Below are 12845 nucleotides of genomic sequence, written 5' to 3'. Positions count from 1 at the left end.
GCCACCGGACTTAGGCACGGCGCCAGCTGGTTTTGCCGGCGCTGTCTTCCAGCACTATGCCCATCTCGGTGAGGCGGTTACGGGCGGCATCCGCCGCGGCCCAGTTCTTGTCGGCGCGGGCCTGATTGCGCTCGGCGATCAGGCGCTCGATTTCGGCGACCTCTTCGTCCGCCTCAATACCCTTCAAGAAAGCGTCCGGATCCTGTTGCAGGATGCCGAGCACGGCGCCCAGCTCGCGCAGGCGGGCTCCCAGCGCGGCGGCAACAGCAATGTCTTCGGCTTTTTGGCGGTTGATCTCGCGCACAAGGTCGAACAGGGCGGAGTAGGCTTCCGGGGTGTTGAAGTCGTCGTCCATCGCTTCCTTGAAGCGAGCCACCTGCTCGTCGCCACCGGCGGCGGCCGCCGCCGGCAGATCGCGCAGGGCGGTGTACATGCGCTCCAGGGCGGCGCGGGCTTGCTTCAAGTTATCTTCCGAGTAGTTGAGCTGGCTGCGGTAGTGACCGGACATCAGGAAGTAGCGCACGGTTTCGGCGTCGTAGTGGGCCAGCACATCGCGGATGGTGAAGAAGTTGCCAAGGGATTTGGACATCTTCTCTTTATCCACCATCACCATGCCGCTGTGCATCCAGGTGTTGACGTAGTCGCCGCCGTGGGCGCAGCAGGACTGGGCAATCTCGTTCTCGTGGTGCGGGAACTGCAGATCCGAGCCACCGCCGTGGATGTCGAAATGGTTGCCAAGGTGCTTGGAGTTCATGGCGGAGCACTCGATGTGCCAGCCAGGACGGCCCGGGCCCCAGGGGCTGTCCCAGGTCGGCTCGCCGGGCTTGGACATCTTCCACAGCACGAAGTCGAGCGGATTGCGCTTGGCATCCACCACGTCGACGCGGGCGCCGGCCTGCAACTGCTCCAGATCCTGGCCGGAGAGCTTGCCGTAGTCGGCGTAGGACTCGACGATGAACATCACATCGCCGTTGTCCGCCACGTAGGCGTGCCCTTTTTCCAGCAGGGTTTCAACCAGGGCGATGATCTCGCCGATGTGCTGGGTGGCGCGGGGTTCGATGTCCGGACGCACCATGCCGAGGGCGTCGAAATCCTGGTGCATGTCGCCGATGAGGCGCTCGGTGAGATCGTCACAAGTCACGTGCGTTTCGGCGGCGCGCTTGATGATCTTGTCGTCCACGTCGGTGACGTTGCGCACATAGGTGAGGTCGTATCCTGCATAACGCAGGTAGCGAGCGACGACGTCGAAGGCGACGAAGGTACGGCCGTGGCCGATATGACAGTGATCATAGATAGTGACGCCACACACATACATGCCCACCTTGCCCGGGTGGATAGGTTTGAATTCTTCTTTTTGACGAGTGAGTGTGTTGTATATCTTCAGCATCTTATGACCACTGCCTGTGAGTAAAATGGCCTGCCATTCTAACCGCATCCGGTATAGAAAACGAGGCAGAAAAAGCCCCCTCTCCCCCCTGCCATCTATGCCGCAGAGCCTTGATGGGCTAGAATTGCCACCACTTTATGCCATACACCTGCGGGCACCTTGCTGCCCGCGTCAAAATGAAAGGACAACTCATGGTTACTCTGCACACCAACCACGGCGACATCACCCTGACCCTGAACGCGGAAAAAGCCCCGGAGACCGTGGCCAACTTCCTGCAATACTGCCGTGACGGTCACTACGACAACACCATCTTCCACCGCGTCATCGACGGCTTCATGATCCAGGGTGGCGGCTATGCCCCGGGCTTCGAAGAGAAAGAGACCCGCGCTCCCATCAAGAACGAGGCGGCCAACGGTCTGTCCAACAAGATCGGCACCATCGCCATGGCCCGCACCATGGAGCCGCACTCCGCCAGCGCCCAGTTCTTCATCAACGTGAACAACAACGACTTCCTGGACTTCAAGTCCGCCACCACCCAGGGCTTCGGCTACTGCGTGTTCGGTGAAGTGACCGCCGGCATGGACGTGGTCAACAAGATCAAGGGCGTGAAGACCGGCAACTACGGCCGCATGCACCAGGACGTTCCGACCGAAGACGTCGTCATCACCAAGGTGACCCTTGCCGAGTAATCCCTGCCGGCCAGGCTCTGATACCACTGCGGCCCCGGCCGCAGTTTTTCCATCTGCCGCCCCCAACTGGCGCCGCCTCGACTATCTGGCCCAGGGCAACGAACGTCAGCGCTCGGCCCACGCCCTGCTGAGCGGCGGCCTGTGGGATGAGCTTGGCCCCCTGTGCAACGATCTGGCCCTGGTGAGCACGATCGCCATCGGGCTGGATAGGCCCGGTAGCGATCTCGACATCCTCTGCCAGCATCCGGATCCGGCCTTCCTTGCCGCGACACTGGCAGCACAAGGCTGGCAGGTGCGAAGCAAGGGCGAGCAGGTCTGGATCGCCGAGCAGCGACGCCACGGGCCAGATGGCCAGTGCTGGCCAGTCGAGCTCTACCTCACCCCTGATCCCCTCGAGATGTGTCATGGCTGGCGCCACCTCAACCTGATGGCCGCCCTGCTTGAGCGCTTTGGCGCCCCCTTCCACCGGGAGGTGCTGCGCCTGCGTTTTGATGAAGGGCTCAAGGGGGAAGCGGCCATGTGCCGCCTGCTGGGCCTGTCCGGCGACCCTTACGAGGCGTTGCTGACCCTGGAGGGCGTCAACCTTGCGGGGCTCTGCTGCCCTTCCCTCCCCCACCCGCTCGACGAGCAAGGTCACAGGCCTTGTCCGCCCCCAGGCGGGACTCTCTTACCATGATGCCCAGGAACTCATGAGCACCCTCTTTATCAGTGACATTCACCTCAGCCAAGGCAGGCCCGACATGACGGCGGCCCTGGTGCGCTTTCTGGCCGAAGACGCGCTCGGTGCCGACGCCCTCTATGTGCTGGGGGATCTGTTCGAATTCTGGATTGGGGACGACGACCCCAACCCGCTCCACCGCGAGGTGGCCGATGCCTTTCTCGCCCTGAGCCAGCAAGGGGTGCCCCTCTACTTCATTCACGGCAACCGCGACTTCCTCTTGGGGCGCCAGTTTGCCAAACGGGCCGGCATGACCCTGCTTGGCGACCCCTGCGTCATCGAGCTGTACGGCGAGCGGGTGCTGCTGAGCCACGGGGATCTGCTCTGCACCCGGGATGAGGGCTACCAGAAGTTTCGCCGCATCACACAACTCAAATGGCTACGCTGGCTCTTCCTGCGCCTGCCGCTCTCGCGCCGCCAGGCCATCGCCCACAAGATGCGCGGCCAGAGCCAGATGGAGAATGCCCACAAGAGCCAGATCATCATGGACGTGACTCCGGAGGCGGTGGACGAGATGCTGCGCCAGCACTGCTGCCGCCTGATGATCCACGGCCACACCCACAGACCCGCCATCCACGACTTCACCCTGGATGGGCGTGCGGCGCGGCGCATCGTGCTGGGGGACTGGTTCGAGCAGGGGTCGGTGCTGGTGTGCTCCCCCGCCGGGCAGCGCCTCGACACCCGCGCGCTCGGCTGAGGCCCTCTGCCTGCCATGGTCAGGAGCGAGTCTCATATGACCGTTTCTGACTCACGCCGTGCTGCGGCGGGATACAAGCAGGATCCCTGCATATACTCTGGTTCTCTGCACACAACGAGGAGATGACCATGGGATTTCTTACTTGGGTGGTACTGGGGCTGATCGTCGGCATCCTGGCCAAATGGATCATGCCAGGCAAGGATGGCGGCGGTTTCTTCATGACGGTGATCCTGGGGGTGGTCGGTGCCATGGTGGGGGGCTATGTCAGCACCCTGCTCGGGATGGGAACGGTCACCGGCTTCAACCTGCCGAGCATCATCATCGCCACCGTTGGCGCCCTGATCGTGCTGTTTGTCTACAACAAGCTGCGCAGCTGAGACGCAGCCACCCATCGATGCGAGGGCGCCACTGGCGCCCTCGTTGTTTTCAGCCCCGCTGGCGCCAACTTGCTGCGACCACCCGATCTCATCCACTCGTTTCGTCCCTTCGGTGCCGCGCTTGCATTATTTCTAGTTGAGGCGTCTAATAAGCCCCATGCAGACCAATGACCCCCTGCCGCGCCGCCCTCGCGGCCGCCCTGCCCAGCACGGGCACACCTATGCCGATACCCGGGATCTGTTGATCCGCCGGGGCATGGAGCTGCTGACCGAACAGGGCATCGCCGCCACCTCCATCGAGCGGGTGTTGCAGTCGACCGGGATCCCCAAGGGCTCCTTCTATCACTACTTCGCCACCAAGCACGACTTCACTCTGGCGGTCATGGATGCCTATCACCACTACTTCTGCCGCAAGCTGACGCGCTATCTGGAGGATGAGAGCCTGCCCCCCCTGGCCCGCCTTGTTGCCTTCGTCGACAGCGCCTGCCGGGGCATGACCCGGTTTGCGTTCCAGCGGGGCTGCCTCGTGGGCAATCTGGGTCAGGAGGTGGTGCAACTGTCCCCCGAGCTGCGCCTGCGCCTTGAGCAGATCCTCCTCGACTGGGAGGCGCTGCTCGCCCGCTGCCTGAGGGACGCGGTGACGGCGGGGGAGCTGCCCCCTGATTGTGACTGCCCTGCCCTCGCCCATCAGTTCTGGATCGGCTGGGAAGGGGCCGTGCTGCGCGCACGCCTGGTGGGCGATACCGAGCCCATGCTCTCCTTTCTCAATTTTTTCATGAAGTTAGCAAAGTGATTTTTTTACGAAGATTAATAGTCAGTCCAATTAATGGGAGTAGACAAGATGTTCAACGGTATTCTGATCGAGAAAGACGAGGCGGGTTATCGCGCCAGCTACCAGAGCCTCTCCGAGGAGATGTTGCCTGCCGGGGATGTGACCGTGGCGGTAGAGTGGTCTTCCCTCAACTACAAGGATGGCCTGGCCCTCACCGGCGCCGCCCCCGTGGTACGCCGCTTCCCTCTGATCCCCGGTATCGACTTTGCCGGTACCGTGCTGGAGAGCCAGCATCCCGACTGGCACCCCGGCGACAAGGTGGTGCTCAACGGATGGGGCGTGGGCGAGACCCACAGCGGCGGGCTGGCAGAGCGGGCACGGGTCCGGGGCGACTGGCTGGTTGCCCTGCCTGAGCGCTTCCAGCCCCGGGACGCCATGGCCATCGGCACCGCAGGGTACACCGCCATGCTCTGCGTGATGGCGTTGGAGAAACACGGCATCCCCCCCGGTGACGGTGACATTCTGGTGACGGGCGCCAACGGCGGTGTGGGCAGCGTGGCGATCACCCTCCTGGCCAAGCTGGGCTATCGGGTCGTGGCCGCCACCGGGCGGCTGCACGAGGCCGACTATCTGACGTCCCTCGGCGCCGCCGAGGTGATCGATCGCGCCGAACTGGCCGCGCCGGGACGCCCGCTGGGCAAGGAACGCTGGGCCGGCGTCATCGACACCGTCGGCAGCCACACCCTGGCCAATGCCTGCGCTACTACCCGCTACGGCGGCGCCGTGGCCGCCTGCGGTCTGGCGGGAGGGATGGACTTCCCCTCCACCGTCATGCCCTTCATCCTGCGCGGCGTCACCCTCTATGGCATCGACAGCGTGATGGCACCACGCCCGCAGCGCCAGCAGGCCTGGGCCCGACTGGCCGAGGATCTCGACCTGACCCGCCTCAACCTCCTCACCCGGGAAGTGCCCCTCTCCCAGGTCGTGACCCTGGGGGATGCCTTCCTGGCAGGCCAGGTGCGCGGCCGGATCCTGGTCAATGTCCAGGGGTGATGACTGACGCGATATGAGCCGGCTCGCCTGACCAGGTCAGGCGAGCCTCTCCAGGGCATTTCGCAGCTACACGGAACGTCACCCCTCCTTCCCATCGTCCATGACAATGGACAACAGATGCGTTCAAACACTCAAGTGCAGGTTTCCCGGACAGAGGGACCGAAACACCTCTATATGCCGCACCTTCCCGCTGCGCGCCCTCCCCCATCGATGCAGACAACCGTCACGCCTCACCGACAAGCCCCTGCCCTGGATACCCGTATTCGCCGAAATGAAGCCCTGTTCGCCCACGACTGCGAACCATTGTCTTGCCCACTGACAGACCCCCGTTAAACAATCGATGCATCGAACAAATAATTCAGAATAGGAATACGTTTTATTTATCACCGCATATAAAAAGGGCGCATCATCTTGTATTAAACCTGTTTTTTGTATGGAAAAGACCGAATCAAATGACAGGGGTGCATTACACTCAAAACGACGCTTCATACCCAGAAAGTGTGAAGGGTTCGTCAACGAAGAGATGTCGGATGATTCTATTTTCTTGGCTGGGGTGTGCTTATGTTCGACTCGAAACTTAAAAAAGAGCTGGCAGCAGAACGAGAGAGGGCCTTGAAAAGCGAGGCACTGGATCATGCCATGCACGATCATCTTCCCATGATTGAATTCACCACCGATGGTTATATTCTCGATGCCAGCCCGCTTTTTCTTCATTCCGTCGGCTACTCCCTCAATGAGATCGTGCAGCAGCATCACGCCATGTTCTGCATGAAAGAAGATACCGACTCCCCCTCCTATCGGGAATTCTGGCGAGATCTGGCAAATGGGCACAGCCAGCATGGCACCTTCCACCGGGTTGGCAAACAAGGCAAGGAAATATGGCTGGAAGCCACCTATTTCCCCGTCAGCCAGGGCGGAAAAATAATCAAGATCATCAAAATAGCGTCAGATGTGACAGTGCAACATGATCTGCTCATGACTCAAAAAGCAATATTTGAGGCACTGGATCGCTCCCTTGCCGTCATCGAGTTTGAACCGACTGGTGTTGTTATTTCCGCCAACCGTAATTTCCTGGATACCATGGGCTATCGACTTGATGAAATTAAAGGCCATCAACATCGCATGTTTTGTGATGAGCTGTTTTATCGGGAACATCCCGATTTCTGGCAGGAGCTGGCTCAGGGGACGTTCAAATCGGGACGCTTTCAGCGATTTGATAAAAAAGGCCATGAAGTCTGGCTGGAGGCAACCTACAACGCTGTGCGGGGCAGCCATGGCAAGGTGATCAAGGTCATCAAGTTTGCCTCCAATATCACCCCGCAGATCAGCAAAGATCAGGCCGTACAACATGTGGCCAAGGTGGCAAATGAAACATCTGTCACAACCAAATCCTCCGCCATCAAAGGAGAGGACATGTTGACCACCGTCGTCTCCACTTCGGACAATATTGTCAGACAGATGGAACATGCCAGCACCTTGATGAGCAAGCTCCACGCTCAATCCCAGAATATCACCGCCATCGTATCCACCATCAGCAGCATTGCAGACCAGACCAACCTGCTCGCGCTCAATGCCGCCATCGAAGCGGCGAGAGCCGGCGAACAAGGCAGAGGCTTTGCCGTCGTGGCCGATGAAGTTCGTCAACTGGCGGCAAGAACCTCCCTATCGACCAACGAAATAGCCAATGTCGTCAGCCAGAATCAGCAGCTCACCAGGCAGGTCAGCGAGCAGATCCAGTCCGCGGCAGACGGCGCCATCCACGGGCAAAAGCAGATCGATGACGTTGCAAAAGTGATGGAGGAGATAAGACACGGAGCAGAAGAGGTGTCGACCATCATCTCGGAACTCTAGAGAATTCTGGGAAGCACTCCGGAGCCTGCCATCGAGCAGGCTCTTTGATGTTCACACCAGGGGCCGTAGCTTGGCACTTGCAGATTCAAGAGATGAACCGGCTCTTCAGGTCGCGGCCATTCTGACAGTCAATCAACTAGAAACAAAAAGGCCACTATTGCTAGTGGCCTTATTAAGTCTTTGATTTTAATGGTGCCTGAGGCCGGAATCGAACCGGCACGACGCGAACGTCGAGGGATTTTAAATCCCTTGTGTCTACCGATTTCACCACTCAGGCACCGCAATCGGTATCAAGTCCGCGGGCGGGCTTGTCAATATGGAGGCACGTTCCGGAGTCGAACCGGACTAAACGGATTTGCAATCCGCTGCATAACCGCTTTGCTAACGCGCCATGCAAAAGAGAGGAACTCTCTATTGTCTGAATTTGGAGCGGGAAACGAGACTCGAACTCGCGACCCCGACCTTGGCAAGGTCGTGCTCTACCAACTGAGCTATTCCCGCATCGGTCTGGCTGACTGCCTGACTGTGAGAACGCATTCTAGCGATGTTCCCCGCCCAGTCAACCAAAAACATTTAATACGCTGATCGTTCGGGTGTTTTTTACCCTTTTTCCACACTTTTGCAGCTCATGGCCGTTTCTCGGCGCCAGTGGCAGAGAAACGGCCATCTTCCCGTCGGGGCTAGAACCGGGAGTGGTAGCTGAGATCGCCCCAGGCGGCCTTCATGTACTGGAACATGGACCAGAAGGTGAGCACGGTGGCCACGTAGAGCAGCACATAGGCGAGCCACACCATCCAGATGTCGTATTGCCAGATGAGGCCGGTGAGCGACACCATCTGGATCATGGTCTTCCATTTGCCAATCCAGCTGACGGCCACCGAGGAGCGCTTGCCAAGCTCGGCCATCCATTCACGCAGGGCGGAGATGATGATCTCCCGGCCAATCATGGTCATGGCGGGGATGGTGACCCAGACGGTGTTGTAGTGCTCGACGATGACCACCAGGGCCGCCGCCACCATGATCTTGTCGGCCACCGGATCGAGGAAGGCGCCAAAGGCGGTGGACTGGTTCAGCTTGCGGGCAAGATAGCCGTCAAACCAGTCGGTTGCGGCCGCCAGGATAAAGACGATGGCCGCCGCCATGTAGGACCACTGATAGGGAAGGTAGAACAGGATGACGAAGACGGGGATGAGCAAAATCCGAAAGAACGTCAGCAGGTTAGGAATATTTGTCATTATTTTCAGCCACTTCTTGTATGCCGCTACATGGTAGCCCCAAGCCGATCGCGGATGCAACCGAACTGGCGCCCGCCTTGGTCCATTAATCCATCAATAACCTCAGGATGCCGGTCATTATGGCATTTGGGAGCCCCCTGCGTCACGGCTCTTGTGCGCAGGCAGCACGCCCTGATGCCCCCTGGCGTGACCTCCTTCACACCAAAGGCAGCGCTAGAGCGAGTGCAATGCGTCGTGAATGGACTGGGCCAGCTCCTGGCTGATGCCGGGCACCTTGGCGAGCTCGTCCACCCCGGCTTTTTTCACCTCCTGCAAGCCACCCAGGTATTTGAGCAGCGCCTGCCGCCGTTTCGGCCCCACCCCGGGAATCTCTTCCAGGGTACTGGTGGTGCGGGCCTTTGCCCGCCTGGCCCGGTGGCCCGTGATGGCAAAGCGGTGGGATTCGTCGCGAATGTGCTGGATGAGGTGCAAAGCGGGCATGTCCGCCGGCAAATGCAGCTCTTCGTGGCTGTCCCCCAGGATCAGGGTCTCCAACCCCGCCTTGCGGGTCACCCCCTTGGCGATGCCCACCAGCAGCGGGTATTTGCCGCCGAGAAACTCCAGCTGGCGCGCCAGGATCTCCTCCGCGCGGCGCAACTGGCCGAGACCGCCGTCGATGAACAGCACATCCGGCACCTTGTCCGGCTCCTGCTGCTTGCCAAAGCGACGCTCCAGCGCCTGCTCCATGGCGGCGTAGTCATCCCCGCCGGTGATGCCGTCGATGTTGAAGCGGCGATATTCCGAGGAGAGCGGCCCCTCCCGGTTGAACACCACGCAGGAGGCCACGGTGCGCTCCCCCATGGTGTGAGAGATATCGAAGCACTCCATGCGGGCGATGGGGCTCTCGAGCTCCAGCAGCTCCTCCAGCTGATCGTAACGGGCGGTGATGGTGCTCTTGTGGGCGAGGCGCGAGCGCAGCGCGGTCTGGGCATTGATGGAGGCGAGCTTGATGAAGCGGGCCCGTTCGCTGCGCGTCCGGCTCACCACCCGCACCTTGTAGCCGGCGGTCTGGCTCAGGGTGTCGGCGATGACGCTCTCATCCTCCAGCGCCACGTCCAGCAGCACCTCGCTCGGGATCTGCCGTCCCCCCTGCCCCGACAGATAGAACTGCAGCAGGAAGGATTGCACCACCTCGTCAAGCGGGGTATCGGCCGGCACTTTCGGGAAGTAGCTGCGCGATCCCAGCACCTTGCCCTGGCGGATGAAGAGCACGTGGATGCAGGCGGTCCCCTGCTCGAAGGCCACCCCCACCACGTCGAGCTCGTCCAGCACGTTGCCGCTCACCGACTGCTGCTCGGTGACCCGGCGCAGGGCCTGGATCTGATCCCGGTAGCGGGCCGCCTCCTCGAAGCGCAGATCGCCGCTGGCGGACTCCATCTTGCCCACCAGTTCGCCGATCACCTGCTGGTTCTTGCCCGCGAGGAACAGCTTGGCCAGCGCCACCTGCTGGGTATATTCGGCCTCGCTCACCAGCCCCGCCACGCAGGGGCCGGCGCAGCGCTTGAGCTGGTAGAGCAGGCAGGGGCGGGTACGGTTGGCATAAACGGCATCCTCACACTGACGCACCGGGAAGATCTTCTGCATCAGGTGCAGGCTCTCGCGTACCGCGCCGCCGGAGGGGTAAGGGCCGAAATACTCCCCCTTCACCTTGCGGGCGCCGCGATGAACGCCGATGCGCGGGTGCCGATGGTCGGTGATGATGATCCAGGGGTAGGACTTGTCATCCCGCAGCAGCACGTTGTAGCGGGGCTGGTACTGCTTGATGAGGTTGTGCTCGAGGATCAGCGCCTCGGTCTCGGTGTGGGTGACCGTTACCTGCACATCGGCAATCTGGCGCACCAGGGTGCGGGTCTTGATGCTGTCGACATTGGCCCGAAAGTAGGAGGCGAGCCGTTTCTTGAGATCCTTGGCCTTGCCCACGTAGATGACGGTGCCGCCGCTGTCGTACATGCGGTAGACACCGCTCTGGTGGGTGACGGCACTCAGAAATGCCTTGCTGTCAAAATGGGGCTCGGGAGAGAGGGTCATCGGCAACTCGACTCAACGGATGAATGCAAAAAGACGGGGAGAGCATACTGCCCACAGCCTGCAAAAAGCAAAAGGCGGCCGGTGCCGCCTTTGGTGTCCACACGCCCCCGTTACAGGGTATCGGCATCCAGCATGCCATAACGAATGGCCAGATGGGTCAGCTCCACGTCACCGTTGATCCCCAGCTTGCTGAACAGGCGGTAGCGGTAGCTGTTGACCGTCTTCGGGCTCAGGTTGAGCTGCTCGGAGATGTCGGTCACCTTCTGCCCCTTGGTGATCATCATCATGATCTGCAGCTCCCGCTCGGAGAGGGACTTGAAGGGGTTCTCGTCGGCGGAGGCGAACTGGCTCAGGGCCATCTGCTGGGCGATCTCCGGGGAGATGTAGCGCTGACCGGAGTGAACCAGGCGAATGGCGTGGATCATCTCGTCCGGCGCGGCCCCCTTGGTGAGGTACCCGGCGGCGCCCGCCTGCATCACCTTGGTGGGGAACGGATTTTCTGAATGAATGGTCAGCACTATGATGCGTACATCGGGGCGGATCCGCAGGATCTTGCGGGTCGCTTCCAGACCGCCGATGCCCGGCATGTTCATGTCCATCAGGATCACATCGGGGTGATGTTGCCGACAGAAGGCCACCGCGGTTTCCCCGCTCTGCGCCTCGCCCACCACCTTGATCCCGCGGACGTCTTCCAAAATGCGTCTTATCCCTGTACGCACCAACTCATGATCATCGACCAGGAATACATTAATCACCCAAACACCCCGTTTTTTATCTCGTTATATGCCAGTTAGGGTTAACACGGCGTCTTGCATCATAACCAAACTCGATGATTTGGCAAACCATGGCCGGGAAAAGTTTGAAATTGCTCGTAAAATCCGTTTTAAATCAAATTATTATACAAAGAATCAATTAAAAAACGGCGCCCTGGGGCGCCGTATTGCATCAAAGCCGTTCCGCCAGCCTCAACCGGCCAACAGCGCTCGCACCTTGTCGAGATCGGCCTGGGTGTCCACCCCCACCGGCGGGGCTTGCAGCGCCTGGGCCACGTGGATCTTCTCCCCGTACCAGAGCACCCGCAGCTGCTCCAGGGCTTCGACCTGCTCGAGCACGCTCGGCGCCCAGTCCACGTAACGCTGGATGAAGCCGGCGCGATAGGCGTAGATGCCGATGTGGCGCTGGTAGTGATCGCCAATCTGCTCGCGGCTCCCCGCAACGCGATCGCTGGCCGCAAAGCGGTCCCGATCCCAGGGGATGCTGGCGCGACTGAAATAGAGGGCATACCCCTCCCGGTCGGTCACCACCTTGACGGCATTGGGATTGAACGCCTCTTCGGCATCCCTGATCGGCACCGACAGCGTCGCCATGGGCGCGCTGGCCGCGGCCAGGTTGTCCGCCACCTGGCGGATGATGACGGGGGGAATGAGGGGCTCGTCCCCCTGCACGTTGACGATGATGGTGTCGGCGGCAAAGCCGTAGTGACGGCACACCTCGGCCAGACGCTCGGTGCCGGACTGGTGATCCGGTGAGGTCATGCACACCTCGAACCCGGCAGCGGCGGCAAAGGGAGCCAGAGCCTGCTGCACCCGCTCGTCATCGGTGGCGACGATCACCCGATCGGCGCCCGATTGCAGGGCCTTCTCCACCACGTGCTGCACCATGGGCTTGCCGTGAATGTCGGCCAGCGGCTTGCCCGGCAGCCGGGTGGAGGCGTAACGGGCAGGAATGACGACGACGAAACTCATGGCTTCAGCTCTTCCAGCGCCAGGTGACGGGCCCGGTTCTCCAGCAGCACCGGGATCCCCTCCTCCAGGGGATAGGCCAGTCTGTCGAAGCGGCAGATGAGCTCCTGAGGGCCCTCGGCGTGCGCTTGATAGTGCAGTTTCCCCTTGCAGACCGGGCAGGCGATGATGTCGAGCAGTTTAATATCCAGTGCCACAACGAAACTCCTTTAACGATTTCCCACAGGCGATCTTGCCTGGCATGTCAATGTGCAGGG

General features: G+C 60.9%; 13 protein-coding genes and 3 tRNA genes. 7 read left to right on the top strand and 9 right to left on the bottom strand.

What is annotated here, in order from left to right:
• Positions 1-10: 10 nt before the first annotated feature.
• A complete protein-coding gene (gene cysS, locus I6L48_RS11760; RefSeq protein ID WP_216987261.1) occupies positions 11-1387 on the bottom strand; it encodes a cysteine--tRNA ligase in 1377 nt (458 codons plus the stop codon).
• Positions 1388-1578: 191 nt separating this feature from the next.
• Between cysS and I6L48_RS11755 the strand changes: the two genes are divergently transcribed.
• From I6L48_RS11755 to I6L48_RS11725, 7 genes are all read left to right on the top strand, one after another.
• The gene (locus I6L48_RS11755; RefSeq protein ID WP_039041198.1) at positions 1579-2076 is read left to right on the top strand and encodes a peptidylprolyl isomerase; all 498 of its coding nucleotides are present in this window, start codon (positions 1579-1581) and stop codon (positions 2074-2076) included.
• Positions 2066-2752, top strand: coding sequence for a DUF4269 domain-containing protein (locus I6L48_RS11750; protein ID WP_216987260.1), 687 nt, complete (start codon positions 2066-2068; stop codon positions 2750-2752). The genes I6L48_RS11755 and I6L48_RS11750 overlap by 11 nt, the downstream gene beginning before the upstream one ends.
• 13 nt (positions 2753-2765) lie before the next feature.
• The gene (gene lpxH / locus I6L48_RS11745; protein ID WP_216987259.1) at positions 2766-3491 is read left to right on the top strand and encodes a UDP-2,3-diacylglucosamine diphosphatase; all 726 of its coding nucleotides are present in this window, start codon (positions 2766-2768) and stop codon (positions 3489-3491) included.
• Positions 3492-3619: 128 nt separating this feature from the next.
• Complete coding sequence (locus I6L48_RS11740; protein WP_010675223.1) at positions 3620-3868, top strand: GlsB/YeaQ/YmgE family stress response membrane protein; 249 nt, start codon at positions 3620-3622, stop codon at positions 3866-3868.
• Positions 3869-4025: 157 nt separating this feature from the next.
• Positions 4026-4661, top strand: coding sequence for a TetR/AcrR family transcriptional regulator (locus I6L48_RS11735; RefSeq protein WP_113070054.1), 636 nt, complete (start codon positions 4026-4028; stop codon positions 4659-4661).
• A 48-nt stretch (positions 4662-4709) separates the two neighbouring features.
• The gene (locus I6L48_RS11730) at positions 4710-5693 is read left to right on the top strand and encodes an MDR family oxidoreductase (protein ID WP_216987258.1); all 984 of its coding nucleotides are present in this window, start codon (positions 4710-4712) and stop codon (positions 5691-5693) included.
• A 561-nt stretch (positions 5694-6254) separates the two neighbouring features.
• On the top strand, positions 6255-7544 hold the full coding sequence (locus I6L48_RS11725) for a methyl-accepting chemotaxis protein (RefSeq protein WP_161469689.1): 1290 nt from the start codon (positions 6255-6257) through the stop codon (positions 7542-7544).
• A 190-nt stretch (positions 7545-7734) separates the two neighbouring features.
• On the opposite strand, the gene I6L48_RS11720 is transcribed toward I6L48_RS11725, so the two are convergent.
• From I6L48_RS11720 to I6L48_RS11685, 8 genes are all read right to left on the bottom strand, one after another.
• Positions 7735-7821, bottom strand: a tRNA-Leu gene (locus tag I6L48_RS11720).
• 40 nt (positions 7822-7861) lie between these two features.
• Positions 7862-7935: transfer RNA gene (locus I6L48_RS11715), tRNA-Cys, on the bottom strand.
• 34 nt (positions 7936-7969) lie between these two features.
• A tRNA-Gly gene (locus I6L48_RS11710) sits at positions 7970-8045 on the bottom strand.
• 179 nt (positions 8046-8224) lie between these two features.
• On the bottom strand, positions 8225-8779 hold the full coding sequence (gene pgsA, locus I6L48_RS11705) for a CDP-diacylglycerol--glycerol-3-phosphate 3-phosphatidyltransferase (protein WP_010675229.1): 555 nt from the start codon (positions 8777-8779) through the stop codon (positions 8225-8227).
• A gap of 213 nt (positions 8780-8992) precedes the next feature.
• On the bottom strand, positions 8993-10846 hold the full coding sequence (gene uvrC, locus I6L48_RS11700) for an excinuclease ABC subunit UvrC (protein ID WP_216987257.1): 1854 nt from the start codon (positions 10844-10846) through the stop codon (positions 8993-8995).
• Between the two features lie 110 nt (positions 10847-10956).
• Positions 10957-11601, bottom strand: a complete 645-nt coding sequence (uvrY, locus tag I6L48_RS11695) for a UvrY/SirA/GacA family response regulator transcription factor (RefSeq protein WP_010675231.1) — start codon at positions 11599-11601, stop codon at positions 10957-10959.
• A gap of 210 nt (positions 11602-11811) precedes the next feature.
• On the bottom strand, positions 11812-12591 hold the full coding sequence (gene kdsB / locus I6L48_RS11690) for a 3-deoxy-manno-octulosonate cytidylyltransferase (RefSeq protein ID WP_049636856.1): 780 nt from the start codon (positions 12589-12591) through the stop codon (positions 11812-11814).
• On the bottom strand, positions 12588-12785 hold the full coding sequence (locus tag I6L48_RS11685; protein ID WP_010675233.1) for a Trm112 family protein: 198 nt from the start codon (positions 12783-12785) through the stop codon (positions 12588-12590). The genes kdsB and I6L48_RS11685 overlap by 4 nt, the downstream gene beginning before the upstream one ends.
• Between the last annotated feature and the right edge of the window lie 60 nt (positions 12786-12845).

Source organism: Aeromonas sp. FDAARGOS 1418, assembly GCF_019048585.1.
Classification (GTDB): domain Bacteria; phylum Pseudomonadota; class Gammaproteobacteria; order Enterobacterales; family Aeromonadaceae; genus Aeromonas; species Aeromonas caviae.
The sequence above is the reverse complement of the archived record's forward strand: the minus strand, read 5'-3'. Positions and strand labels throughout refer to the sequence as shown.